Source organism: Variovorax sp. YR566 (assembly GCF_051992195.1).
Taxonomy (GTDB): domain Bacteria; phylum Pseudomonadota; class Gammaproteobacteria; order Burkholderiales; family Burkholderiaceae_C; genus Variovorax.
In genome coordinates, this window is record NZ_CP197093.1 from 150,309 (window position 1) to 174,123 (window position 23,815).

General features: G+C 61.7%; 23 protein-coding genes and 2 pseudogenes. 8 read left to right on the plus strand and 17 right to left on the minus strand.

The window, feature by feature from the left end:
• Positions 1-31 precede the first annotated feature (31 nt).
• Positions 32-496 carry a hypothetical protein gene (locus ACTG4X_RS34755; protein ID WP_440534608.1) on the plus strand — a complete coding sequence of 155 codons (465 nt, stop codon included), beginning with the start codon at positions 32-34 and terminating at the stop codon, positions 494-496.
• A gap of 264 nt (positions 497-760) precedes the next feature.
• On the opposite strand, the pseudogene ACTG4X_RS34760 reads toward ACTG4X_RS34755, so the two are convergent.
• Positions 761-1,111: pseudogene (locus tag ACTG4X_RS34760) on the minus strand (LysR family transcriptional regulator); the annotation flags it as partial.
• A gap of 313 nt (positions 1,112-1,424) precedes the next feature.
• Here ACTG4X_RS34760 and ACTG4X_RS34765 point away from each other — a divergent pair.
• Both ACTG4X_RS34765 and ACTG4X_RS34770 read left to right on the plus strand, forming a co-directional pair.
• Entirely contained in the window at positions 1,425-1,856 is a 432-nt protein-coding gene (locus tag ACTG4X_RS34765; protein WP_440534609.1) for a hypothetical protein, read from the plus strand.
• Positions 1,857-2,338: 482 nt separating this feature from the next.
• On the plus strand, positions 2,339-2,707 hold the full coding sequence (locus ACTG4X_RS34770; protein ID WP_097201029.1) for a hypothetical protein: 369 nt from the start codon (positions 2,339-2,341) through the stop codon (positions 2,705-2,707).
• Between the two features lie 64 nt (positions 2,708-2,771).
• Here the strand turns inward: ACTG4X_RS34770 and ACTG4X_RS34775 are convergent, their stop codons facing one another.
• The 7 genes from ACTG4X_RS34775 to ACTG4X_RS34805 form a co-directional block, all read right to left on the minus strand.
• The gene (locus ACTG4X_RS34775; protein ID WP_440534610.1) at positions 2,772-3,212 is read right to left on the minus strand and encodes a helix-turn-helix domain-containing protein; all 441 of its coding nucleotides are present in this window, start codon (positions 3,210-3,212) and stop codon (positions 2,772-2,774) included.
• A 118-nt stretch (positions 3,213-3,330) separates the two neighbouring features.
• A complete protein-coding gene (locus ACTG4X_RS34780) occupies positions 3,331-4,233 on the minus strand; it encodes an NAD(P)-dependent oxidoreductase (RefSeq protein ID WP_440534611.1) in 903 nt (300 codons plus the stop codon).
• An 83-nt stretch (positions 4,234-4,316) separates the two neighbouring features.
• Entirely contained in the window at positions 4,317-5,288 is a 972-nt protein-coding gene (locus tag ACTG4X_RS34785) for a tripartite tricarboxylate transporter substrate binding protein BugE (protein WP_440534612.1), read from the minus strand.
• A gap of 67 nt (positions 5,289-5,355) precedes the next feature.
• The gene (locus ACTG4X_RS34790; RefSeq protein WP_440534613.1) at positions 5,356-6,759 is read right to left on the minus strand and encodes an amidase; all 1,404 of its coding nucleotides are present in this window, start codon (positions 6,757-6,759) and stop codon (positions 5,356-5,358) included.
• Between the two features lie 3 nt (positions 6,760-6,762).
• The gene (locus ACTG4X_RS34795; protein WP_440534614.1) at positions 6,763-7,944 is read right to left on the minus strand and encodes an NAD(P)/FAD-dependent oxidoreductase; all 1,182 of its coding nucleotides are present in this window, start codon (positions 7,942-7,944) and stop codon (positions 6,763-6,765) included.
• 22 nt (positions 7,945-7,966) lie between these two features.
• Positions 7,967-8,608, minus strand: a complete 642-nt coding sequence (locus tag ACTG4X_RS34800) for an FMN-binding negative transcriptional regulator (RefSeq protein ID WP_440534615.1) — start codon at positions 8,606-8,608, stop codon at positions 7,967-7,969.
• A gap of 52 nt (positions 8,609-8,660) precedes the next feature.
• The gene (locus ACTG4X_RS34805; protein ID WP_440534616.1) at positions 8,661-8,870 is read right to left on the minus strand and encodes a rubredoxin; all 210 of its coding nucleotides are present in this window, start codon (positions 8,868-8,870) and stop codon (positions 8,661-8,663) included.
• Positions 8,871-8,997: 127 nt separating this feature from the next.
• On the opposite strand from ACTG4X_RS34805, the gene pdxR reads away from it, so the two are divergent.
• On the plus strand, positions 8,998-10,551 hold the full coding sequence (pdxR, locus tag ACTG4X_RS34810; protein ID WP_440534617.1) for a MocR-like pyridoxine biosynthesis transcription factor PdxR: 1,554 nt from the start codon (positions 8,998-9,000) through the stop codon (positions 10,549-10,551).
• On the opposite strand, the gene ACTG4X_RS34815 is transcribed toward pdxR, so the two are convergent.
• The 8 genes and pseudogenes from ACTG4X_RS34815 to ACTG4X_RS34850 form a co-directional block, all read right to left on the minus strand.
• Positions 10,537-10,824 carry a hypothetical protein gene (locus ACTG4X_RS34815; protein WP_440534618.1) on the minus strand — a complete coding sequence of 96 codons (288 nt, stop codon included), beginning with the start codon at positions 10,822-10,824 and terminating at the stop codon, positions 10,537-10,539. The two genes, pdxR and ACTG4X_RS34815, sit on opposite strands and share 15 nt — an antisense overlap.
• A 230-nt stretch (positions 10,825-11,054) precedes the next feature.
• Entirely contained in the window at positions 11,055-11,837 is a 783-nt protein-coding gene (locus ACTG4X_RS34820; protein ID WP_440534619.1) for a hypothetical protein, read from the minus strand.
• Complete coding sequence (locus tag ACTG4X_RS34825; RefSeq protein ID WP_440534620.1) at positions 11,837-15,613, minus strand: pilus assembly protein; 3,777 nt, start codon at positions 15,611-15,613, stop codon at positions 11,837-11,839. The genes ACTG4X_RS34820 and ACTG4X_RS34825 overlap by 1 nt, the downstream gene beginning before the upstream one ends.
• 17 nt (positions 15,614-15,630) lie before the next feature.
• Positions 15,631-16,224, minus strand: a complete 594-nt coding sequence (locus tag ACTG4X_RS34830; protein ID WP_440534621.1) for a pilus assembly PilX family protein — start codon at positions 16,222-16,224, stop codon at positions 15,631-15,633.
• Entirely contained in the window at positions 16,221-16,610 is a 390-nt protein-coding gene (locus ACTG4X_RS34835; protein ID WP_440534622.1) for a hypothetical protein, read from the minus strand. Before ACTG4X_RS34835 ends, ACTG4X_RS34830 begins: the two co-directional genes overlap by 4 nt.
• A gap of 844 nt (positions 16,611-17,454) precedes the next feature.
• Positions 17,455-18,198 carry a response regulator gene (locus ACTG4X_RS34840; protein WP_440534623.1) on the minus strand — a complete coding sequence of 248 codons (744 nt, stop codon included), beginning with the start codon at positions 18,196-18,198 and terminating at the stop codon, positions 17,455-17,457.
• A 147-nt stretch (positions 18,199-18,345) separates the two neighbouring features.
• Entirely contained in the window at positions 18,346-18,987 is a 642-nt protein-coding gene (locus ACTG4X_RS34845) for a substrate binding domain-containing protein (RefSeq protein ID WP_440534679.1), read from the minus strand.
• Positions 18,988-19,179: 192 nt separating this feature from the next.
• Positions 19,180-19,284: pseudogene (locus tag ACTG4X_RS34850) on the minus strand (helix-turn-helix domain-containing protein); the annotation flags it as partial.
• A gap of 482 nt (positions 19,285-19,766) precedes the next feature.
• Between ACTG4X_RS34850 and ACTG4X_RS34855 the strand changes: the two are divergent.
• Both ACTG4X_RS34855 and ACTG4X_RS34860 read left to right on the plus strand, forming a co-directional pair.
• Entirely contained in the window at positions 19,767-19,991 is a 225-nt protein-coding gene (locus tag ACTG4X_RS34855) for a hypothetical protein (protein ID WP_440534624.1), read from the plus strand.
• A gap of 143 nt (positions 19,992-20,134) precedes the next feature.
• On the plus strand, positions 20,135-21,955 hold the full coding sequence (locus ACTG4X_RS34860; protein ID WP_440534625.1) for a glycoside hydrolase family 28 protein: 1,821 nt from the start codon (positions 20,135-20,137) through the stop codon (positions 21,953-21,955).
• Positions 21,956-22,075: 120 nt separating this feature from the next.
• On the opposite strand, the gene ACTG4X_RS34865 is transcribed toward ACTG4X_RS34860, so the two are convergent.
• Entirely contained in the window at positions 22,076-22,306 is a 231-nt protein-coding gene (locus ACTG4X_RS34865) for a hypothetical protein (RefSeq protein ID WP_440534626.1), read from the minus strand.
• A 434-nt stretch (positions 22,307-22,740) separates the two neighbouring features.
• On the opposite strand from ACTG4X_RS34865, the gene ACTG4X_RS34870 reads away from it, so the two are divergent.
• A complete protein-coding gene (locus ACTG4X_RS34870; RefSeq protein ID WP_440534627.1) occupies positions 22,741-23,148 on the plus strand; it encodes a hypothetical protein in 408 nt (135 codons plus the stop codon).
• 118 nt (positions 23,149-23,266) lie between these two features.
• Positions 23,267-23,671 (plus strand): hypothetical protein, encoded by a 405-nt coding sequence (locus ACTG4X_RS34875; protein WP_440534628.1) that lies wholly within the window; start codon positions 23,267-23,269, stop codon positions 23,669-23,671.
• Positions 23,672-23,815 lie beyond the last annotated feature (144 nt).

Below are 23,815 nucleotides of genomic sequence, written 5' to 3' on the forward strand. Positions count from 1 at the left end.
CTTGCGCGGGCCTGCGCGATAGGCTCTCAGAATGAAGGCCAAAGTCCTCTTCATTGCCATCTCACTATGCGTTCTTGCAACGCTTCTTGCCTTTCAGGCTGGAGGAGCGTGTGTCAAGCAACGACGTTATTGGACTGACGCACAGTTGATCGAGGTGGCCGTGACCCATCTGGCGTCCCAGTCATACGGTGATCTCAAGGGACGCCAATGGAGGCCCATGAAGATTGACGAGTCGCCAGAGGCGGTGGCGGACTTCCTGAAAAGCCATCCGAACTGCTGCTCTGTAGACAGAGACCCTTACTACAGAAACATCCTGGACGTTATGTTTGGATGGAACGCGCCAGAAGTGCGAGTGACCTACGAACGCAATCGAGGAGATCCGAACCGGGATGTCGAGGCGTTCTACACGCAATGGCTAGCCATCTCTACATGTGGAGAGGTTTTGAAGTCCACAAAGGGTTGGAGCTCCGAGGCACCCGACGAAGCCCCTAGGTGAGAGGATGCGTACGGGTGAACGGCCGCTTTGTAGAAGTGCGAGTGACTATTCAGGGCGGACCTTCGAGTCGCTGATCTTGCTGCCGAAAAGCGGTCGCTCATGTCTGATCTGTCGATACAGGGGAAGTGCTTGCCAACAATCGGTAAGCCGCACTTGTCGGTAGTCACCACGCGGCCACTGACAGCCGCCAGTCACGAGCGTCCGTCGGCGCCAGGTGTGGGTCAGGCTGGAAGCGTCCGTTCGACCCAATGTGATCTCAATTGCTCAACCTTTTGGGGCACCCGAATTTTTTCTTCGGGCACGGCCAGGAATTTCGCGATGCCCGCCCCGCAACTCCTTTTCACTAAGCACATACTCGGTGTTGTCGGTCAGCCGCTTGACCGCGAGGTCGATGAACGCCCGCGCTCGCGCCGGTTGCGACGTCCTGCTGCCGAAGTACACAAAGTAGCTGGCGAAGTCCGGCATATGGTCGGCGAGTATGGGCACCAACTGCCCTGAACGGATATAGGGCGCGGCTGTCACACCAGCCAACTGCCCCAAGACCTTCCCCGCTAGCACGGCCTGCAGTTCGAAGACTTCGTCATTGCTGCAGATGGCGGGTACGACCGGTTGTTCTCTCTCATGCCATCTGCCTCGCGATAAAGCGCTCGAAGTTCATCGGGAAAAGGAGCCCAAGCTTCGCTTCGGCTTCTGCAATCGCGGCGGCGCACGCTGGAGGCCCGTACCGCCAATCGGGGTAGTGTTCTTTCAGAATGCTTCCAGGGTGCTCGTGTTTGATGTGCGAGCGTACCGAGTGTCTGCTCTCGAGCGAACCGGATCTCGCCGTTGGTTGCCTACTTGTTTTCGGGGATTGCCCCTCCACCGGGGGGCTCTTAGATTTCCGTCTCGATGCCTGCATCAGTTGGGACCAAATTCAAAGAGGGAATCCATGCCAAACTACACCGGAAAGATTCTTCAGTACAAGAACTCCGTGTTCACAAATAGCGGTCAATCGGATGTCGAAGACTTCGGCGTGAAGCTGGTGCTTGCGTTCGATGCGATAACAAAGGCAATTGCCAAGGCGCCTACAAAGGGAAAGCAGTTTCGTGTTATCTATGGATTCCACGGAGATAACAACGGGATCTGCTGCGATCCATTTTCTCCGGAAGATCTGAGCGCGGCGGAAGGAATCAAAAAGCTATATCCAGGTGCCTCTTTCATCTTGACGGATGGGGCGAATCAATCCACCACGGACTACGGAAAGTTGATCGACGACGGTTGGGTGCTTTTTACCTGGTGCGATAGCGACAGATATCTGCACAACAAATACCAGGGAAGGTTGAAGGAGAAGGGGCTAACGAACCCGAAGGACCTTACCTGACATGGCAAGCCAACCTTGCAGAAATGAGCGACCGATAGTCTTCGAGTGGATCGAATGGGGTCGCCGACTTGTCCAGTCCTTAGGATTTCGCTCGATACCGAGGGGGTAGTCCTCCCTGTGGGGTTCGCCTGGCTGGAGCAAATTTGAAAGCCCAGAGCCTACGAGCGGTCATGCGCCGCGCGACCATTCACTGATCTCGTACTCGCGAAGCGCTCGGGCGAGAGGGCGGCGACGCCGGAGCTCTTGTACGGCAATCCGAATCGTGTCAGGAACAAGGCGGTGTCCCCGTAGCTGCGCACACGCTTGCCCCCTTCTTTTCAAAGCGATGCGGTGTCCCAGACGAAGTCGTAGGCCAGCACCCTCAGTCGATCCGTTCGCGGCGTGACATTTGGGAACGTTCTTCACTGTAGCGATGTGCGCGGCGTCAAACAGCCGGGCGTTGGGCATGTATTAGGGCTGCTGCTCGCCCTTCAGGAGATGGAATGACTTTTCCCCGAACTGCTCTCAAGCTGGTTGCCGCAGGTTTCGCCGCTGCCGGTGGCTTGTTCATCGCTGCATCGGCCAATGCGGACACAAGCTGGTCCATCGGCATCAACGTACCCGGTGTGGTCGTGCGCGAGCCCGCCCCGGTGTACTACGAGCCGGCACCCGTGTACGCGCGGCCGGCGCCGATCTACGAGCGGCCTGCGCCACCGGTGTACGCCGTTCCGGCGCCTGTCTACGACGACCCCGGATCTCGCTGGGAGGAACGTCGCGCGCAGCGCTGGGAAGAGCGCCGTGAATGGCGTCGCCGGCAGTGGGAGCGCGAGCAGCACCGCCGCTACCACGAGGATCGCGACGGCTGGAGGTAACGTCGATCCATGCGAATCTGCCGGAGAGCCATTGGCCCGCCCGGCCTCGAGTCCTGCCGCTGCGCTATTGCGTGCCTAGGCGCTGCGCAATGTCGCGTGCGCCGAGCTCCCGCACCGCCGCAAGATTCTCGAGTTGCGCGGCCCGCGGACGCGCCTTGCCTTGCTCCCAATGGTAGATGGTCTGTCCCGATACCCCAACAAGTTGTCCATAGCTGGCGGCGGACAGCCCAAGCCTTGCGCGATGTGTCGCCAACCTGGTTGCGCTGAACCGGCGTTTCGTTCCAGCTGCTGCTTCATCGTGCAGGCCAGGCGTCGCGGCGGGGCGCGTCGCTTCCTTTGCGACACGACGCAGCGCCTTTTCGAGCGCGTTCACTTGGCGGCGCAGCTCGGCAATTGACGCGCGATGTGCAACCGACGCTTTCTTGAGCGTTTCGATCTCGGCGCGCACTTCCTTGCGAGCGACACGGGAGATTTCGGCTTTGAGGATCGAGGCGATGTTGGGCATGGCCGTATTGTGCCGTTGCGCTGGATGCGGGCATCAATGGCCAATCCGCCGTCACGGCGAGTTGCTCCACCAGAGGCATCAGCCGACACTGGCACTCCGTGTCTGAACAGTATCGGGGTTAGGTCAGTCGCTTGATCAGGCTGGACGTGTCCCAGCGCTCGCCGCCAAGGCTCTGCACGTCCGCATAGAACTGGTCCACCAGCGCCGTCACCGGCAGCCGCGCGCCGTTGCATTTGGCTTCGTCGAGCACGAGCCCGAGATCCTTGCGCATCCAGTCCACTGCGAAGCCGAACTCGAACTTGTCGGCGATCATGGTCTTGCCGCGGTTGTCCATCTGCCAGCTCTGCGCGGCGCCCTTGCCGATCACGTGCAGCACCTGCTCCATGTCCAGGCCGGCCTTCTGGCCGAATGCGATGGCTTCCGCGAGGCCCTGCACCAGGCCGGCGATGGCGATCTGGTTCACCATCTTGGCCAACTGGCCGGCGCCGCTCGCGCCCAGCAACGTGAAGGCGCGCGAGAAGGCCATGCCTAGCGGCTTGGCCGCCTCGAACGCGGCGGCGTCACCGCCGCACATCACCGTGAGCAAGCCGTTCTGCGCGCCCGCCTGGCCGCCGGAGACGGGCGCGTCCACGAATTGCAGGCCGTGCTTCAAAGCTTCAGCCGACAGTTCGCGGGCCACGTTGGCCGATGCCGTCGTGTGGTCGACCAGGACCGCGCCCTTCTTCATACCCGCGAATGCGCCATCGGCGCCCAGCACGACCGAACGAAGGTCGTCGTCGTTGCCAACGCAGCAGAACACCAGATCGCAATCCGCCGCGGCCTCGCGCGGCGTTGCGGCGGCAGCGCCCTTGAATTCCTTCGCCCAGTCGTCCCGCTTGCCCGCGCTGCGGTTGTAGACGGTTACGCGGTGGCCGGCCAGGGCCAAGTGCCCGGCCATCGGAAAGCCCATCACGCCGAGCCCCAGAAAAGCTACCTTGCGGCTGGTGGTGGATTCGTAGATTTTGGGATTGGTACTGTTCATAGGGGTCTTTCACTTATTTCGCCGTGGGCAAGGTGAGCTCTGCACCATTGCCAATCCTCTCGGTTGAACGGAAGCGTCGCGGCTCATTCGAGCTTGAGATTGGCATGTTCAACCACCTTCTTGTAGTCCATGTACGCGTCCTTGATCTCTGCGGTGAACTGCTGCGGCGTATTGCCGATGACGATGGAGCCGGCGTCCTCGATGCGTTTGCGCACAGCCGGATCCTGCAGCGCCTTCATCACTGCGGCGTGAATCTTGTCTATCAATTCCTTGGGCATGTTCTTCGGGCCGAGGATGCCGTACCAGCCCAGCCCATTCATCGGCTCCAGCCCGACTTCCTTGAAGGTCGGCACGTTGGGCAGGCTGGGCAAGCGCTCCGGCGCCGCCACCACGATGGGGACCAGGCGGTGGTCCTTGATGAATTGCTGGGACGAGGGCAGGTTGTCGAAGATCATCGGCACCTGACCGGCCACCGTGTCGTTCACGGCCGGGCCTGCGCCGCGGTACGGAATGTGGGTGATGAAGGTGCCGGTCAGGCTCTTGTAGATTTCCATCTGCAGGTGGGCGTAGCCGCCGGTGCCTGACGACGCGTAGGAGTAGCGCCCCGGTGCCCCCTTGATCTCGGCGAGGAAGGCCTTGTAGTCCTTGGCTGGGAAGCTCGGGTGCACGGCGATCACGTTGGGTGTGGCCGCGATGTTGATGATGGGAGTGAAGTCGGTCAGCGGGTTGTACGGAATCTTGGGATTGATCGCGGGGTTGGCCGCGGTGGCCGATATCGTGGCCATGCCCAGTGAATAGCCGTCAGGCGCCGCGCGCGCCACCTCGAGCGTGCCGACCGCGCCGCCGCCGCCGGCCTTGTTCTCCACGATGACTGGCTGGCCCAGGGCCCTGGCCAGCGGTTCGGAGATCACGCGGGCGATGATGTCCGTGGTGCCGCCCGGTGCGAACGGCACCACCAACCTGATCGGCCTATTGGGGTAGCTTTGCGCGAGCGCGGGCCCGGCGGCAAGTGCCAGTGCGGCGCTCGACAATGCAAACCATTCACGCCTATTCATGTATTTCTCCTTGAAGTTCAGTGTGGGAAAAGTGAAGGCGAGAACGACGCCGCTCGCCGCGAGGAACCTATGGCGAGTTGAGAAGTCGTGCGACGTCGCCCGCAACAGACAGCAATCGGCCGTCTTCGCCCCGGGCCCCCACCAATTGAATGCCGACCGGGCGACCGTCCGTGGTCAGGCCGCAAGGGAGCACGATGGCAGGTTGTTGGCTCAGGTTGACTGGAAAGCTGAAGCCGGCCCAGTCGAACCATCGGGACATGCCACTGCCTGGCGGCACTTCGTGGCCCGCCTCGAAGGGCGCCACCGCGGCGGCCGGCGAAACGAGGACGTCGTATTCGCGCAGCAACTGATCCATGGCGCTACCGAACTCGGCCCGACGCATCTGCGCGGAGACGAGTCCCAAGGTCATGTGACTGCCGAGACACGCAGCCTCCAGCAAGCCGTGATCAACGCGACTTCGATCTTGCTCAGGGATCGCGTCGATGCGGGTCGCCGCACCGCAGAGCCAGTGGTGCTGAAAGATGTCCAAGACGTCGTCGCGGGGTAGTTGCACAGGCTCTACACACGCGCCTGCACGCTCGATTCGGCGAACGGCTCGCTCGACGATCTGGGCGACCTCCGGATCGACCTTTCCCGCAGCGGGCTGTGACCAGTAGCCAACTCGCGCCCCAGTGAGCGCGGTTTGGCTGTGTTCAGGTGCTGTGGGAACGTACGCACACTGTGTCCAGTCGCGCACGTCTCTGCCCGCCATCACCGAGACCATGGCATCAACGTCGGCTATGTTCCTTGCGATGGCGCCAATGTGGGTCAGGGTTCCATACGCGTTCACCGGAAAGACGGGAACGCGCGCGAAGCTTGGCTTGAATCCCACCGTCGCGGTGAAGGAGGCAGGAATGCGCGCCGATCCACCGCCGTCTGTGGCGAGGTGAAGGACACCGGCGCCAGTGGCCGCTGCTACGGCCGCGCCACCGGACGAGCCTCCTGCTGTCACGCGGGGCATCCATGGATTGCGCGTGATGCCACTCAAGGGGCTGTCCGTGACCGCCTTCCAGCCGAACTCGGGCGTGGTGGTCAAACCAAGGAAGACAGCCCCAGCGCGGCGTAGTCGCTCGACAGCTGGTGCGTCCTCGTGCTGCGGCTGCGCCTTGGACGTGAGGCTACCGAAGCGAATCACCCAGCCCTTGACCCAGACGATGTCCTTGATCGTTGTCGGAACGCCATCGATCGGCGACAGCGGGGACCCCGAGCGCCAACGCTGCTCGGCCGCGCGGGCCTGCTCGGTCGCGCCCTCGTGATCGATGTAGGTGAACGCGTTGTAGGGACTGTTGATCGCTTCGGCCCTGGCAAGTGCCGCGCGCGCAACCTCGACAGGGGAGAGTTCCCCCGAGCGATAAAGCGGGGTGAGCTCTGCCGTGTGCAGGCGGCAAAGCGGATCAGCGTCCAGGAGGGGGGATTGGACCGAGGGGCGCATGGGTCAGCTCGCGGTCGCTGCAAGCGCAGTCTTGAATTCTTTGATGGGGCCCGCAATGTCTCGAATCGAACCGATGGCGCTCGCGCCGCGCAGAACTCCCTCGGCGTCGGTGGAGAGAAACAATCGTGACCGGCCAATCGTCTCAACCTTGGTTTCGGTGCCCAGCGAGGGAAGGCCGGCGACTTGAAGCGCAAAGTCGTACTGATTGCTCCAGAACCAAGGGACCGCGTCAAACGGAACTTGCTGACCGAGCATATTTCGGGCTGCGGTGTCGGCTTGATCCTCGGCATTGCGCCAGTTCTCCAGCCTTATCGCCCGCTTGTAGAGTCGGCTGTCGTAGCAGCACACATCGCCGCACGCAAAGATTCGGTCGTCGTCGGTGCGCAGATACGGGTCTGTTCGTATGCCGTTGTCGGTCGACAGGCCTGCGGCTGCAGCCAGGTCCGCATTGGGTCGAACACCAAGGCCATAAACCACGATGTCACATGGCAGGGCTTCGCCAGTCGACAGGCGCACGGATTGCACCCCGATCGTCCCATCGAGTGACGCGACCTCAACACCAAATCGCACATCCACGCCGCGGTGTCGATGCTCAGCCACCACCGCCTCCGAGACGATCGCCGGCACGCTCCTTCCCATGGCTTGCGGCGCACGTTCGAGCACCGTGACCGTGCAACCGCGCTGTAGAGCCGCAGCCGCAACTTCCAGTCCAATCACGCCGCCACCAATGACAACCAAGCGGCTGCCACTTTGCAACGAATCCGCAATTGCGTGAGCATGCTGGGGCGTTCGCAAGGGCAATACCCCGTTCAAATCCGCCCCCGACACTGTGAGCGAATTGATGCTCGACCCCGTGGCCAGCAGAAGCCGGTGATACGCAAGGCTTCGTCCACCTTGCAACATCACCTGAACAGAATGTCGATCGATGCGATCAACACTTTGGGCGAGCAGCAGATCGATGCCATTCTCCGCGTACCACGATCCGGCGTAGAGGGCGCATTGCTCACCCGTCTTCTTGCCCAGGAGCACCGCCTTGGACAACGGAGGACGGTCATAAGGAAGACACTGCTCCTCGCCCACGAGGCTGATGCCTCCGGTCCAACCATGCTTGCGAAGAGCAGCAGCGGCCCTGGCGCCGCTGTGGCCCGCGCCAACGATCACGATGGGCTCTTGGCAGGTGGTCATCGCGTCCTCCTTGCGCCCGCGTCTATTGAGCGGCCTTGGCTTCGGCGCACGCCAACATGGCGTCCCCGATCACCCGCTCGCCTTTCGCGTTCAAGGCATTTCCGGCGCCTACAAGATCGCGCACTTCCCTGTTCTGACTCACCTTGGTCTTGCCCACCAAGCGTGTCACTTCGATCTCAACTCCAACAATGGCGGCCAGCATCATGTCGATGTAGTCTTTGGGGCCATCGGTCATCTTCCACGGCACTGGCTGCGATGCCTCGTGAGTTCGAGTGAGCCGAGCCACCATGCCGCGGACATATCGTTCGTCATCTCGAATGGTGACTCGCCCATAAGCATGGACCACGATGTAGTTCCACGTGGGGACTTGCTTGTGAAACTCATGCTTGCTGGGAAACCACTGCGGCGAGATGTAGGCGTCCGCGGCCTGAAACACGACCAACACTTCGTCGCCATTGACGATGTCTTGCCATACCGGGTTCTTGCGCGCGACATGGCAGTGCAGCACTCCCTTGGCGCCTTCTTTGGCGTTCAGCTCGAACGGAATATGGTTCGCGTCCAATCCGCTCTTGCCATGAGTGAACAGGATGCCGAAAGGGTGCTTGGCAATCAGGTCGTGCAGCACTTCCGTTCGCGACTCATCAAAATGGGGGGATACATACATATCAAACTCCTTGTTTGGGAAACAGGCATTGCCTGCAGGGCGAATGCCGAGTTCAAATCTCGGTCATCTCGAAATCGCTTTTGCCGGCACCGCATTCCGGGCAGACCCAGCCTTCGGGTACGTCTTCCCAGCGGGTACCGGGCGCAATGCCCTCCTGCGGCAGACCGTCTTGCTCGTTGTAGACAAATCCGCACAGCACACATAGCCAGCTCTTGAAGGCTGTTGTCGGCGCGCCTACTGGTGCTGCGGTCTCGTGGTTCATGGTGGTTCCTGCTGTCCTCGCGAGCGGTCATGCGACTGGAGTAGCCGCTTCATGGCCGAGATTGTTGTGGCCCACTGGCTTATGGTATAGAGCCAGTATTGACAATTCTTAATAGGCCAGAATAGCGATGCCCAGACGACCGCAAACCATGGAACTGCCATCGATCGGCGCGCTGGACCGCTCAGCGGGCCAACTGGGGCGCCAACTGACCCAGGCCCTGCGCGATGCGATACGCTCCGGTGCGCTGAAGCCCGGAGAGCCTTTGCCGTCAACACGCCACCTGGCCAAATCGCTCGGCCTTGCACGTGGCACAGCATCCGAAGCGTTCGAACAGTTGATCGCCGAAGGATTTCTCGAGGCGCACTCCCGTGCCGGTACGCGGGTTGCCACTACCCTCACTGACTTGCGCCCGGCCCGCGCACGCGCGGGCAAGCGGGTGGAGACAGCGGCGCCTCCTCGTCTCAGTCAGGCCGCAACGACCATTGCGAATGTCTCGCGACAGTTCGCGCCCCTGCCGCCCATACCGTTTGCCGTATCTGTTCCCACTGGACCAGCAGCTCCTGATGACGTCTGGAGGCGACTCGGCAATCGCATCCGCGCGCGCGGTCCGGGAGCCCCCTCCGGATATGACGATCCGCATGGCGTACCCGTCCTTCGCGAAGCCATCGCCGACTATGTACGCCGGTCACGGTCGGTGCGTTGCAGTGCCGATCAAGTCGTCGTCACCACGGGCACGCAGCAGGGCCTGTACATCGCCTGTCAGGTCTTGCTCGACCCATCGGACACAGCCTGGGTCGAAGACCCAGCGTATCGCGGTATCACGGGGATTCTGGAGAGCATGGGGCGCAAAGATCGCATGATCAGCGTTCCCGTCGACCATGCGGGTATCGATGTCGATGCGGGCATCGCGATGGCCAAGCACGCGCGTGCCGCATTCGTGACTCCCTCGCACCAGTATCCACTCGGTGTGCCGATGAGCATGGGACGGAGGAGCGCACTGCTGGCGTGGGCACGATCGAACGATGCGTGGATCGTGGAGGACGACTACGACAGTGAGCTTCGCTACTCCGGCCATCCGTTTCCGTCGCTCCAAGGCCTGGCACCAGATCGTGTGGTCTATCTCGGTACCTTCAGCAAAATCCTTTTTCCGTCACTGCGCCTGGGTTATGCCATCGTTCCGGATGCTCTCGTGCCGGCGTTCTGTGGGGGGCGAAACTTGATCGATCGACATTCGCCAAGCGCGGATCAGCATGTTCTCGCCGCTTTCATCGCCGAAGGCCATTTGGAGCGGCATATTCGGCGAATCCGCGGTGTCTACGCGGACCGGAGGGAGCAGTTGATAGCGATGCTCGCCCGATGGATTCCAAAGGAGCTCGGCTGGTTGCAGCCAAGTGACCAAGGCATGCATCTCATGCTCTGGCTGGCCAAAGACATCAATGATGAACTCGCTGCGTTACGCGCTCTGGAATCTGGAGTTGCAGTGCGCGCTGTGTCTCCGATGTATTCACCAGGAAATGGGCAACCCGGGCTGATCTTGGGATTGGGAGGCTTCAGCAACGAGCAGATGGAAGCAGCAGTGCGGCAGCTCGCCGCGGTACTCATGACAGTGCGAAAACGAAAACCGCTTGCCAGCCAAAGGGTATCGAAAAACCCCCTCAACGGATCGTTATCGCGTCGGTAGTAGAGCAGTGATCCGGGCAACGCCGAGTACGATCGTGCGCGTTTCGCGAATCCTGCTCATGGTGTCGCCGGCGGCCTGTGCCGTCAGCGCGATGAAGAATGGAAACATCGCAACGCGCAGCACACGCACGGGGAAAAGGCGTATGAGGAGCGGCTCCAATGAGTGCTGACAAGGGTGGCTTGCCCAAAGTTCATCGAGCAATTCCCGTGTTTCGCGATGCACCGGTGCTTCGACCATCTTGAATGCGCTCAATTGAGAATTCACCACTGCCATCTCAGCCGGTCGGCTTCGGGCTGTGCCAGCAGCGTTTCAAAGAGGCGAAGGCGATCTCCGGTGTCCGGCGTGAACGGGTCGAAATCCAGCCACCACGGTGGCACATGCTTTCCCGACTGACGCGTCGGAGCTCGACGCATCGTTCGCGACAGGAAACACCTCGATCACGCATCCGATCGCCGTCGTTTTGCCTGCGCCCACGGTTCCCGTGAAGAGAATCTGGTTCTTCTTCATGGCATTCTGAGGCCCAGCCGGCGCCGGATGCCGTTGACGAGGCTGCGCACGTAGCTGCGCCGGTTGGGTGCAGCGAAGAATTCCCCGGATCCTGGCGGCTCCACCTGTGCCGTCGCAGCCGGAGTCACATGCAGTTCCAGCGTGCCAGCTGCTCGCAGCAACTGCAGGAATGTCACGCATTGAGAAAGCGGGAGTCCACTGATATCTGCGAGTTCGATGGCCTTCATTGCCCGTCGCGACAGCAGGCTCGCCAGGCGCACCTTGTCGAGGTCGTTGCGCAACAGCAAGGACGAAGGCCAGCGCCGAAGCATGAAGCGAGCCGAATCGAAGACCTCGATTTTCGGGGCGGCTTGGTCGCCCGCGGCCACCTCCGTTGGCTGCGCCTGGCGCAAAGCGCGCTCGGTGCTGTTCAGCCACCGCTGCAGTCTGTCGGCACGTATCGGTCGCGCCAGCGTATCGGGTCGCTCGTCGGAATTCATGCGCGTGAGCGCGAGCACGGCGCCGGCCATGCGGGCCACCTCGCAGCGCTCAGTCTCCGCCGCAGTCCCATCGACAAGCAACGCGTCATACGGCGGTGCATTGACCAGCGTCCACGGAAAGGCGCCGTCGTTCGCATACAGTTGGATGATGGTTCGAATCACGGCGACTTCGGCAACCGGCAACTTGTAGACGCCAAGTCGCAATACGGAAGTTTCTGTCCTCGCGTGCGCGTGCAATCCGAGGGTCCCTGCGTCAGACATGTCGATGGGAATTCGCGGATCCAGTCGAGTTTTCAGCATCAGTTCATCGTCGGCACTTCGCGCCAGTTCAACAAACGCAACGAGATGCCGCTCTTCGGGTCCGTGGGAATCTTGGTGATGTCCCCCTTGGTCGTTCCAGCAATGAGCTGGGTGTTGCGGCCCACGCTGACAAAGCGCAGATCGGTCACGGTGCTGGGCATGGCCACATAGCCGGCCGGCGATGACAGCAGCACCGATTTTCCGGTGCCATAGTTGATGGCGTAGACCCGGCTCTGCCCCGACGGGCTGCAGGCGTCGCCCGTGGTCAGCAGACTGGAGAATGCCACGATGCCGTTGTAGGCCACGGGATTGGAAGCCATGCGCCAGCTGATATTGGCGTCGGTGCCCAGGTCGAGGTACCAGCCGAGCGAGGTGTTCGACAAGGTAGTGCCCGTCGTCACGTCAGTCACCTGCGTGAGATTCGCGCGGGTGATCGGGGTGCGAACGGCACTGAAGGCGCCGGCCGTTCCGTCGAGGATGGCGTAGAACGACTGCGCGGCCTTCGAATTCACATCCGACGAGTCCAGCAACTTGCCTGTTCCGAGCAGCACGAAGCGCTTGCGCGTCACCGGGTGGATCTCGATCAGGGGCGCCGTGGTGACAGGCTGCGCGATGCCAGATGCATCGGCCAGCGTGGCCATCAGGGTCGGTGCCGGATAGGAGCTTGTGCTGCCCTTGGCGGCCGTGAGATCGAAGCGCCAGAGTTGCCCGTCGAGGTCTGCCGCATAGACGACATCGGCCGAGTTGTCGGCAAAGTCAGCGACGTAGGCAGAGGCCTGCGCGAGTCCGTTGGAGGACGTGGGCGTTGCAATCTTCTCGAGCAACGCACCGGTCTTTGGATTGACGATGTACAGGTAACCCTTGCCGTCGCTGTTGTTGTAGCCCGAGGTCAGCAGCACGACCCAGCCGTATTTCCTGGTCTTCACGACCGTGGGTGCACCGTAGCTGTAACCCATGGTGGTGTCGGTGAATTCCCATTTCACCTTGCCTGCCACCGCGGCCTCGCTGGCCATGCTGTCCGGGTCGGTCACGTCGATCGCGTAGAAGCTCTTTCCGCCCTTGCCAAGGCCTCCGATCAACAGCGTGTGCCAGTCTGCATTGCTGCCAGTGCTCGTGGTGGTGAACGCGCCGCCCGCATTGTTGAAGTCGATGTCGAAGGCCAGCGGCGTTGCGTCCACGTAGTAGTGATGCGCGTAGCTGGGGTTGCCGAGCTGCGCCAGCCCGTCGACCTGCGGCGTGCCGTTTGGCCCCTGGAACAGGGCGCTCGGCACGTAGGCGAACTGCTCTGTTCCTGCAGCAGTGCCCGAGAGGGCACCGTTGAAGGCATGCAGCATGCCGTCGTTGGCGCCGGCATAGACCATGGTGGAGCGGTGGCCGGTCCACTTGGCCTTGAAAGCGGCATAGCCCGGGTTGCTGTTCTCGGAATAACTCTGCACAGGCGGCCCCACGGGTGTCACCTTCGCGTTGACGATGTCGCCCAGCAACAGGGTTCGGGCGCGCAGGGCCTTGGTGCTTCCGGCGGCGGTCGACGTGGTTTCGTTCTTGCGGTCGCCCCGAAGGTAGTTGAGGTAGTCGGTGCTGGTGTTTCCCGTTGCATAGGCAGGCGCAAGCGCGGCCAGCTGCGCCGAGGTCACGCTGGCGGCGCGGAATGCGACGCCCTTGCTGCCGTCCCACGTGACGACGCGCCGAGACCCATCCCATCCGCCGTTGGCAAGCTGGGTTTCGAGCGTGGTGCTGGTCGTCCAGGCCGCTGCGGTGGATGGCGTGCCGTCGCTTGCGAAGCTGATGGTGCTGGCCGTCAGCACGCCCGTCCAGCCCTTGGAGTCGTATTGCGACGCAAAGGAGGCGTTGCCGGTGGAAGACACCTGTGCGGTCGAGAGGGAGAAGGACGTCGTGTATGCCTTGATGGCGTTGGCAATGTCGGTGAATGCCGACTTCAGGCCGCTCACCATCTGCCCTGCATTGCCGGCCAGGAAGTAGTTGTCGGGCCGCAGGCGGGTGTTGCCGTTCATGTCGATGCTGTCGCCAGCCGTGTTCCACCAGTTCTGCGTCAGCGGCGACGTGGTGTTGGCCGTGTCGTAGCTCGCGGGCACGCTGAAGCCACCGTACTTGGCCGCCAAGTAGTAGGGGTTCAGGTCCTTGGCCCGCTGGTATTCCATGACATCCATCCAATAAGTGGAGATGTTCTGCACACCGGCAAGGTCCGGGCGGATGTCGTTGATGTGCGCGCCATAAGCCAAGCCCGCGATGTAGTAGGTCGCAGTGCTGTTCCACCAAGGAGTCGACCTCAAGCCCTCGAGCGCTTGCACATTCTTCGTCCACGCATCGGCCTTGTTCAGCGTATCCCCCGCCACTGCAGCAGGAATGGCCCGCGGCCTGCTGACTGAACTTCCGCCTACGTTGTAGTCGTAGTGGGTGTTTTCGTCACCGATGCCCAGAATGAAATTCTTCTGGCAGGAGTAAACGATGGGGTCCTTCCCCTTCCAGTCGACCACTGCCGGGAATCCGTCGAGCTTGGTGTCTCTGTCTGTCGCGTCGGCCGCGACCGAATTGGTCCATTCCGCCACATTGCCGAGGTTTTCGAAGTACCGCAGCGCCGCGTAATAGAGCTCGCTGACGTTGTCGTACGTCATGTAGGTCTTGGCGGCCTGGCCGAACTTGTTGAGGTAGTTCATCACCCCGCTCTGCGAGACGCCGCTGGCGGTAGCCGAGACCGTGTCGGGGTTGCTGGTCATGATGCCGGTCGTGGCGTCCCACTCGCCGCGGGTGTTGGTGACCACCGCGGTGGACAGCGGCTGCGGGTACGTCGGCCCGATGAAGCCCATCGGAGCGCGCATCACGCCACCTTGCTGCGTATCACCCCCAGCATTCAGGAACGAGAACGTGCCGTAGCGGATCTTGCTGGCGTTCTGCTGCAGCAGACCTTCCGGTTTGTAGTTGCTGCCGTACTTGACGCAGTTGGCCTCGACGCCGCCGGCTGCGGCCGCGCTGTCGCAGACCTTGACCCTGACGTAAACCCGGTAGAGAGAATCCGCCTTCTTCGATCTGTTCGCGGAGTCGAGATTGCTCAGGTCGTCTCCCGTCTCGGTGAGGTCTCCAGTCCCCGTGAGGTCGCCCGTTCCGGTGAACACCATGGTGTTGCCGCGCGACCAGATGCTCGAGTTGAAATTGCTCCATTTGCTGAATGGCGTGACAGCGGAGATCAGGGCGCTGGGCAGGTTGTGCCCTGTGGGCTGGTCGGTCCCCCGCAGGGGAAAGTTGGTCAGGTTGCCCTGATTGGAGCCCCATGCCTTCTCCAGAATGGTCTCGCTCGTCGTATCGACGCTGCGATAACCCCCTGAGAGTGCCCATCGAAACGGGTCGATGGTCTGCATGGTGGCCCAATTCATGAAGTTACCGCTCCACTGGCCCGAACAGCTGTGCTTGTTGGTGCCCGTGGCCGCACCCGCCGGCTGGAAGTAGCTGTCGGACGCATCGGCCTTTTTTTCGGTCGGTTTGGTGTACTGGTAGGTGTAGCACTTGCGGGGATCGAAGTAGCCCAGGTACTCGGTGGCATCCGCATAGTCGTTGAGGTTCGCCACGCTGATCGCTGTGGGGAATTCCACCGACAGTGCCAGCAGCAGGTTGCCCGGAACGTCGGCCGTTGCGAAGACAGGCTGATCGGACAGCTTCGCGGTGGCCGCCAGCACAGCCATGCTCGACAAGCCCAGCAATGCGACTGCGATCACACCGGCTCTGGAGGCCACTGTCGATGAATGACGAAAAATGCTTGTCATGGAGATGCGGCGCCTTCTCAATCTGGCTTGGTGAACGTCGACTGCATGAATACCTGCGTGTCGCGGGGACCGCTGACCCGCAGGCTCAGGCGGTAGATCGTTGCGGTGGGCGCCGCCGGCGGCGGTGTGGGCGTGACCGTGCCTCCGGCCGGTGCCGCGGAAGACTGCACGCAGCCGGTGCTGGTGGCCGGGCCGGTGTTGCTGCAGAGGCGATCGATCACGTAGCGGATGCTCACCTGCGCGGCGGTGTCGGTGATGTCGTTGGAAGCCTTGCCGACGGTGGCAAAGGTCTTGTCGTTCAGCAGTGCGTTCGGCACGCCCTGCGTGTTGGTATCGAGCTTGGTCGCCTTGAAGTTCTCCCCAGGCAGGTCGTCCGTCGCATCCGCCAGCGTTCCGCTACCGACGAACTTGGCCAACACGAGGGACACGGCGCGCTCGCCCTGGTTCACGAGGTCGCGCCGGAAGGCCAGGTTGCCGGCAGTGGCCAGCGACGTGTGCATGGAGCGCACCACCGCCACGCTACCTGCCATGAGGATCACGAGAACGATGAGGCAAAACAGCAGGATGACACCGCGCTGGCGCGTGGCCCGCAAGGGCATGGAAATCTTCATGGCAGCAGCATGTTGCGCAACGGGATGGTGAAATCGCCGCCCCGGTAGCGGCGGTGCCGATCGTCGTCGGCGCTCCATGTCGCGGGGTATGCGAGTGACTTCTTCGACGCGTCCTGGAAGTTCCCGAACAACCTGAGATTGGCGGCCCGTTCCATGTCGTTGGACGAGGTGGCGACGCGCTTGTGCATCTCGCCCACCACCACGATGCTGGTCACCGCCAACGTCACGACCAGTCCGAAGCGGACCGTGTTGTTGGTGAGCCATGCAGTGAACGACGGCATGGCCGGCATCGTCAGCATGATCTCGTGAAGCCCGACAGGCGAATCCTGCGACCGGTCGTCGGGAACGACTGACCCTGCCTGGTGACCCAGGTCTGCGGTGATCATGACTTCGATCAGCGTGAAGCCGAGATCCCTCGGGCTGCGATGTCGATCACACACTGCTGCTGTTTCGCAGCTCTCAACATTCAAGCGTCGTGTCCGCATCGGCTGCTCTTCCTGGCCACAAGAATCGGATCTCCCAACGATGCAGGCACGCGCTTCATTTGGAAACTTTAGGTGGCGATTATTTTCAGAATCGCACACTTGCGACTAGCCATGAAAAATGGGATGCAAGCCGCCATTTTTCTGCGCAATTGCCAGTGATGCCGAGCGCCAAGGAAGCTTTTCCGTTGGATGCCGGCATCCGCTCCCGCATATTCAGCTTTTGCCGGCCCGCGTGTACTGCGGCAGCGCCCACACCCGCCTGCCGGCAGCGATATCAGATGCTCTCAGGATCGACACCAGCGCTGCAATGTCGAGGTCGGCGCAACCGTTCCTGCGCGGCGCTGACGACCAGTTGCTGACCGTATGGCGCATGTTGAACGAAGCCGATCTGCCAGAACGGCCCAAAGTACTTGCATGAGACGACAACGCCGCGATGTTGCTCGGCGCAACGTCGTACGGGTGCTGGAACCGACCGCGGCAGATGGCCGCATGGTGATGCGTGAGGAGGTGATTCGGCAGACCTCCTGGCAAGGCCGAAGGCCACGCGGGGAGCGCGATCGCAAGCCACTCATGGATGCCGGCAGCGACGTTGATCGCCGTCGGGACGATTGGGAAGCCGGCTGACGCGAGTCAGTCGGTCTGGCGCCAAGCGCGCTGAATCAACCGCTGCCCGCTGTATGGGCAAAGGGCGTAGCGCTGTGACGGGCAGTGCCTGCAGCGCAAGCGTGGGGACTGCGCGAGTCGTTCATTGGCGATGTCGGATTGCACTGCCCCTGCCACTGGGCTCGAACATGTACCCCACACCCCAAACCGTTTGGATGTACGAGAACGATCCGTCCTCCAGGAGTTTTCGAATGCGCACGACCTGTACATCCAGACCTCGTTCGAAAGCGCCATGCTCGCGACCACGCGCCACCTGCGCAAGTTTTTCCCGCGAAATCGGCCGTCCTGCATGGCGAGCCAGTACTTTGAGTATCGCGAACTGAGCGGTCGTGATGCTCAGAAGCCGGCCGTCTTTCCGAAGCATGCGCGTGCCCATGTTGAACTCGAATGGCCCGAATCGGACCACCTCGTTTTCGACGGAAGGCCCACCCGGCTCCTCCCTTGGAAAGCTTCTGCGCAGGATGGCCTGGATGCGGGCGCGCAGTTCCCGTGGATTGAATGGTTTGCAGACATAGTCGTCGGCCCCCATCGTCAAACCCGCGATTCGGTCGGCATCCTGCGCCTTGGCGCTGAGAATGATGATCGGTGTTCGCACGCCTTCAGAGCGCAGTTGCCGACAGATCGAAAGGCCGTCTTCGCCTGGCAACTGCAGGCCAAGCACGATGAGGGCAATGGCGCGGCGATGCAGGATTGCGGAAAGCGATGCGCCGTCATCGGCCTGGAACACTTCAAAGCCTTCCTGCGAAAGATGGTCGGCGAGCAGTTCCCTCACGTGCGAATCGTTGTCGACGATCGCGATCGCGTCGCCACCCTGGGCTGTAGTCATAGAAACAAGCACTCGTGCATGAGGGACGTTGGCGAGGTCTGGCCGGCTTACTCAATCCGACTGCCTACGCGTCCTCGCTCTTTTCAAACGCGTCTTGCTCTGCGCACAGACGAAGGACAACTCAGCCTTGGTTCGCATGAACTCTTCTTAAGCCTGAGCTGGCAGTTGGAGAATCCGGCTTGGCCGAGCTGCCCGAATTCCAGTTCCGGGGCTCCACTCCAGCAAGCTGAGTTTGTCCACTGCCATGTCGGCGAACGCCGAAATAGCCCGCGGGAGTTGTTGGCGGCTCGTATAGAGAACGCTCAGACGGCGACCGGTGCGCTTGTACTGCGGCAGAACGGGGACGAGCTTGCCCGACTCCACGTCGGCCTTGGCCAAGACCGATGGCAGTGCAGCAATCCCAAGTCCAGCACAAGCCGCGAGACGCTGCACTTCCAGGGAATTGCTGATGAAACGCCCGCTCACTTTAATGTCGATCCTTGCATCATCGGGGCCCTGCAGGCGCCAAGTGGTGCAGTCGCCGCTGCCCGGTGGCGAAATGACGCACGCGTGCTTCGTCAGCTCCTGCAAGCTCGTGGGTGTCCCATGCGCCGTGAGATAGGTCGGGCTGGCAAGCAACTCCCCTTGGCTGGTAAAGATCTTCCGTACAACGTAGCTTGAGTCGGACAAAGGACCACCCCGGAAAGCGATGTCGATACGCTCGGCGATCAAGTCGACCGGAAGATCGCTGAGCGCGAACTCGAGCCTCACCAGCGGATGCTCGTCAAGGAATGCGTGAACCCATTCCATCTGGAAGAACTCGAAAAAATTAGCTGGCGCCGCCACTCGCACCAAGCCCCTCGGTTCTTGACTGTCCATGCTCTGTCGTCGACCGGCGACTATCAGTTCCTGGACCGCTGGACCACACCGCTCGCGAAGGGTCCGGCCCGCATCCGTCAACGTCAACTTTCGGGTGGAGCGCTGCATCAACCGGGCACCGAGGTGCGTTTCGAGTTGCTGAATGCGCCGGCTGATGGTGGTGGAGGGTACGCGCAGGCGCCGGGCCGCTTCAGCGAAGCTGCCACAGTACGCAACCTCCACGAACATCGCCACATCATTGAGATCGAGCACCGGGGTCTTTCATCGGGAGATGGCGCGCTGTCTTGTCGTGTGTCGGACGTGCTTCAGTCCTTGCCGACCACCCTGGTTGCAGCATTTAAATCCAAAATCATGAAAATATTTGAATAATCCACTAAGATCGATTGCAGCTCAGAAAGAGGCCTAACGACGATCAGAACTGTGGATTTCATCTTCTGCACAATGGCAATTGCATTGCCTTTTGATTATGAAGTTGCCACAACTAGTTGTTCAAATCAATCAATTAAAACCATCGTGAAGGTTTGGCAAGACGGTCAAACAACTGCCTTCACCGCCTCATGATCAGTGTGCGAAGAGGCACCCCACCGAGGCATTCGGTGCGTACCAAGCCCGCGAGACGCAGCGCCACCACCATGGCGATCGTGTCGTAGACCGGCGGCAGCTCACCCTTTGCCGATGCCGATCTTCAGCAGCGCGAAGGTCGCCTGTCCATGATGATCGTTAAACCGTGGCAGCGAGAGTCCGATAGGCGGCGGTTGCTGCCGGTGGCCGAACGCGTGGCGGGCAAGGACTCGGGCAGGGAGGTTTTCGAGCTGCGCTCGCCCTTGCCCTTGCCCAATGTGCTGGGCATGGTCGAGTCGCGTGCGTTCGCGCCGTTCAGGCGCATCGGGCAGCGCATGCTCTGCAATTGGTACTGGCTGCGCGACGAGAAGTAGGTGCGCGCTGAAGGGAAATGGGAAAGCGCAAGGCCGCGCCTGCATCCGAGCATCCATGAAGGACAGAACCTCATTTTTGCGTCTAGTCATGGATGCCTTGAATGCGAAGAATTGGCGGCCTCCGCCAAGTCCAATTCCCCTCCATGAGCGATCCCACAGTTTCCTTCCACCCACTCGAGCAAGGCCCTGACTTCATCGCGAACGCACGCTGGCTGACCGGCGTTGCGCTGATTTCATGCGTCGCCGCTTGCGGGGGAGGTGGTGGCGGCGGCTCGTCGTCGACGGCCCTGGTCTCCTCCGCCCTGGCTTCCTCTGGCTCCGCAGCGTCGGGGGATGCGGGCTCCGCGACAACATCGGCGTCTGCCGCATCGGCATCGACCATTGCGTCCTCGTCCTCGTCCTCGTCCTCGTCTTCGTCTTCGTCTTCGTCTTCAGCTGCCGCGAGTGTCAGCACCCAGTGGGGCACCGTCAGCGAGCCCGGCTTGCCAAGCGCAACCGCAGTGTGCGCCACGCTCGCAGCCCGGTTGAGCCCGGTGAATGGTTCGCTCGACGCCGCCGACAGCAGTGCCTCGGCCTCACAGCCCGATGCCCAGCGGATCCAGGGCGCTATCGACGCCTGCCCCGCCGGTCAGGCCGTGAAACTGGTGCAAGGCAGCTCAGGCGAAGCAGGTTTTCTCAGCGGTCCGCTGCAGTTGAAGTCCGGCGTGACGTTGTGGATCGCCGGCGGTGTGACGCTCTTCGGCTCACGCAATCCGGCGGACTACGACAACGGCCCCGGCACCTGCGGCACGGCGACTTCGTCGGACGCGAACGCCTGCGATCCGCTCATCAGCGTGAACGGCACGACCGGCAGCGCCATCGTGGGCGACGGCACGATCGATGGCCGAGGCGGCAGCCTGCTCACCAGCGGCCCGAACGCGGGCCTGCGCACCTGGTGGGACGTGGCCTACCAGAACAAGACCTCCGGCCTGAACCAGCAGAACCCGCGCATGATCCAGGTGAAGAAAGGCAGCGCCTTCACGCTCTACCGCATCACGGTGCAGAACTCGCCGAACTTCCACATCGTGACCAGCGGCGTGAAGGGCGTCACTGCATGGGGCATCAAGATTTTGTCGCCGAGCCTGGTCTACACAAGGGCCGGCTATGCCTGCCCCACGGGGACGACGCCGGACGCTGCAACGCCGGCCACCTGCTTCACGCCCGACACGGTGAAGAACACCGATGGCTTCGATCCTGGGCAGTCGAGCCAGGTGCTGCTGGCCCACTCGTACATCAGTGTCGGCGATGACCACGTGGCAGTGAAGTCGCACAGCGGCCCGGCGTCGAGCCAGTTGACGTTTGCGCACAACCATTTCTACTACGGGCACGGCATGTCGATCGGCAGTGAAACCGATGCGGGCCTGAGCCAACTCGCCGTCAATGACCTGTCCGTCGACGGCTTCGACAGCGCCAACGGCGGTGGCCTGCGCATCAAGTCGGACGCCTCGCGCGGCGGCCTGGTCGACAGCGTGAGCTACAGCCAGGTCTGCATGCGCAACGTGCGCCGGCCGCTGGTGTTCGACCCGTTCTACAGCAGCTCGACCGGCAGCCTCTACCCGTCCTTCACCAACATCTCGATCAGCGGCTTGCGCAACCTGGGCAGCAACAAGTACAGCAGCGGCCTGCTCACCTTCGTCGGCTACGAGCTCAACGGACAGAAGAACCCACTGACCATCTCACTGGACAACGTGGTGTTCGACGGCGCCCAGCCGGCCTTCGAGGCCGGGCACAACGGCGGCCCGAGCACCCAGCCCGCGGCCGCGCACTTCAGCTTCGGGCCGGGCGCAGTGAGCTTTGCATCGGCCATCACCGAGTCGGCAGCGAAAGACGTCACGGTCAGCGGCTCGTCCGGGAGCTCGACGGCCGTCGATTGCAGCGCGGCCTTCGTTCCACTGAGTTCGGTGCTCGCGAGCTCGCCGATCTGATTGCCGGTGCGTGTTGTGTTGCCATCGCACCCTTCAAAGTGCAGGCAGCCGACGCCATGAGTACGCCTCTGTTGGATTTCGGTGGAGCGACGGGCGTGGCGTTGACCGCATGAATGGCCGTCAGCGTCCCTGCCAGAACCGCCACCAACGGACCCGCGCGGCCCTCATCTCGAGCGGCCGCAAATCGAGGGCGTCGTAGTTGGTGAACCGCGCACCGGCACGCCTGCGCAACTCCGTCTCGAGTTCGTGGGCTATCCCGCGAGCGTGAAGGTCTCCCTCGAGTGCCTTCCTGCGCCACAGGATCGCCATTGCACTCAGTGCCTCGTCGGGAAATTCCTGCTTTGTGGTCATGAGTAGATTCCGCCGCTGCTGTGGACCTGTTTTAATTCGATGAACCGCCACCCGAAGTGGTCATCGAGACCAGCCAACGTTCATCAGCACGCTACCTGGCTGAGCACTTCGGAATGGACGATGCAGGCGCGTACGCCGTTGCCAGGGGGTTCATAGACCGGTTGGCATCAACGCGCCAGTAGCCGACCTTCATGGTGGCCATTCAATCGCCATGAGTTGACATGCAAGAGGGGTAGATGAAAAGGAGTCGGACCGCTTGGGCATACGCGCTGTACGGGCACGACGATGACTCGTACATGTTGGGGAGCGAGACGTACAAGCCCTCTCCTCAGAGTAGTGAATGGCATTTCGGAACCGTGGGCCAACCGCATCCGGCCACTTGTCCGGGATGCGGCGGAAAGGTCGATTCCGACTACATCAATCCCGGGTACCGCGTGAAGAAGCGCCGCAGAGACATCACTGCTACTTATGACGGCTATCTCCTGGTCTCAGCGCGCCTGCGCAAGGTGCTCCAAGAGGGCGGTGCGACGAGACAGGACTTTGTTGCACTACCGGCCGACCCAGACTACTTCTGGCTGCGTCCGCAAATAGCACTGGAATACTCTGCAGCTGAGCGTGCAAAACGTTGCCCGTCGTGCGGGCGGTTTGCCGATGAAGTCGTCCCCATCCCGCTGTTCTTGGGGGAACTTGTTGAGCCCATCGCAGCAGGGGTATATCGCTCGCGTCTTGAGTTTGGCTCGGTACCTCTGAAGGCGTTTCAAGTCGTCGTCGGGGTGCAGACCGCACTGGCGATCCAAGTAAACTCCTTGGTGGGTATCGGACTGGAGCAGCTTCGTGCGTAGCTGACGAACGTCAGGTTCGCAGAAGAATGTACAGCCGGGTTGGGTAGCGCGGATTCAACCGGTCGATGCAACAGATTGGCCGAACATCCCAACCTGTGTCTGATAGTTGAGAGTCAACATGAACAAGCTCCTCGTATTCCAACTTGCAGTGCAAAGCTCCTACGCCGAGAACGTCGAACGTGACGCAGAAGGCGATCGCTTTGACACGATTCAATGGTGGTTCTCGCACGACGAAACGTGGCGAATCAAGACATATGCCATCGACCAGGACATACACACGCACCGCATAGCTGGCCCGGTAGAAGAGCAGGTCGCCATGGAGAACACCATGAAGCACTACGAGGATGTGGTAGCCAGAGCATTCGCAGTCGAGTTTGACGATCTGAATGACGAGCGGGAGGTATCGGAAGCCATGGAGGACTTTGGAGGCGCTCCTTCGCTCGAGATCGCGAGAAATGGCAATGCCTTCGCATTTTGGAATCCATCGCGCCTCAAGTACACGTCAAGGACGACACCCACATGACGTGCAACCTTTCAATCGAGAGAACCTGCCGCGGCACGCCGGGTTGAACCTCCCATCTCAAACGCCATCCGTTGTATGGATTCCAATGAACGTCTGGCGATCACTGCGTACTCGAAGGGTCGACGTCGTGAGCAAGCGGTGCGA

What these genes read in the sequence shown, in the direction of transcription:
- ACTG4X_RS34755 (WP_440534608.1), top strand. Translation starts at nt 32, where the DNA reads ATGAAGGCCAAAGTCCTCTTCATTGCCATCTCACTATGCGTTCTTGCA.
- ACTG4X_RS34765 (WP_440534609.1), top strand. Translation starts at nt 1,425, where the DNA reads ATGCCAAACTACACCGGAAAGATTCTTCAGTACAAGAACTCCGTGTTC.
- ACTG4X_RS34770 (WP_097201029.1), top strand. Translation starts at nt 2,339, where the DNA reads ATGACTTTTCCCCGAACTGCTCTCAAGCTGGTTGCCGCAGGTTTCGCC.
- ACTG4X_RS34775 (WP_440534610.1), bottom strand. Translation starts at nt 3,212, where the DNA reads ATGCCCAACATCGCCTCGATCCTCAAAGCCGAAATCTCCCGTGTCGCT.
- ACTG4X_RS34780 (WP_440534611.1), bottom strand. Translation starts at nt 4,233, where the DNA reads ATGAACAGTACCAATCCCAAAATCTACGAATCCACCACCAGCCGCAAG.
- ACTG4X_RS34785 (WP_440534612.1), bottom strand. Translation starts at nt 5,288, where the DNA reads ATGAATAGGCGTGAATGGTTTGCATTGTCGAGCGCCGCACTGGCACTT.
- ACTG4X_RS34790 (WP_440534613.1), bottom strand. Translation starts at nt 6,759, where the DNA reads ATGCGCCCCTCGGTCCAATCCCCCCTCCTGGACGCTGATCCGCTTTGC.
- ACTG4X_RS34795 (WP_440534614.1), bottom strand. Translation starts at nt 7,944, where the DNA reads ATGACCACCTGCCAAGAGCCCATCGTGATCGTTGGCGCGGGCCACAGC.
- ACTG4X_RS34800 (WP_440534615.1), bottom strand. Translation starts at nt 8,608, where the DNA reads ATGTATGTATCCCCCCATTTTGATGAGTCGCGAACGGAAGTGCTGCAC.
- ACTG4X_RS34805 (WP_440534616.1), bottom strand. Translation starts at nt 8,870, where the DNA reads ATGAACCACGAGACCGCAGCACCAGTAGGCGCGCCGACAACAGCCTTC.
- pdxR (WP_440534617.1), top strand. Translation starts at nt 8,998, where the DNA reads ATGCCCAGACGACCGCAAACCATGGAACTGCCATCGATCGGCGCGCTG.
- ACTG4X_RS34815 (WP_440534618.1), bottom strand. Translation starts at nt 10,824, where the DNA reads ATGGCAGTGGTGAATTCTCAATTGAGCGCATTCAAGATGGTCGAAGCA.
- ACTG4X_RS34820 (WP_440534619.1), bottom strand. Translation starts at nt 11,837, where the DNA reads ATGCTGAAAACTCGACTGGATCCGCGAATTCCCATCGACATGTCTGAC.
- ACTG4X_RS34825 (WP_440534620.1), bottom strand. Translation starts at nt 15,613, where the DNA reads ATGACAAGCATTTTTCGTCATTCATCGACAGTGGCCTCCAGAGCCGGT.
- ACTG4X_RS34830 (WP_440534621.1), bottom strand. Translation starts at nt 16,224, where the DNA reads ATGAAGATTTCCATGCCCTTGCGGGCCACGCGCCAGCGCGGTGTCATC.
- ACTG4X_RS34835 (WP_440534622.1), bottom strand. Translation starts at nt 16,610, where the DNA reads ATGATCACCGCAGACCTGGGTCACCAGGCAGGGTCAGTCGTTCCCGAC.
- ACTG4X_RS34840 (WP_440534623.1), bottom strand. Translation starts at nt 18,198, where the DNA reads ATGACTACAGCCCAGGGTGGCGACGCGATCGCGATCGTCGACAACGAT.
- ACTG4X_RS34845 (WP_440534679.1), bottom strand. Translation starts at nt 18,987, where the DNA reads ATGGAATGGGTTCACGCATTCCTTGACGAGCATCCGCTGGTGAGGCTC.
- ACTG4X_RS34855 (WP_440534624.1), top strand. Translation starts at nt 19,767, where the DNA reads ATGATGATCGTTAAACCGTGGCAGCGAGAGTCCGATAGGCGGCGGTTG.
- ACTG4X_RS34860 (WP_440534625.1), top strand. Translation starts at nt 20,135, where the DNA reads ATGAGCGATCCCACAGTTTCCTTCCACCCACTCGAGCAAGGCCCTGAC.
- ACTG4X_RS34865 (WP_440534626.1), bottom strand. Translation starts at nt 22,306, where the DNA reads ATGACCACAAAGCAGGAATTTCCCGACGAGGCACTGAGTGCAATGGCG.
- ACTG4X_RS34875 (WP_440534628.1), top strand. Translation starts at nt 23,267, where the DNA reads ATGAACAAGCTCCTCGTATTCCAACTTGCAGTGCAAAGCTCCTACGCC.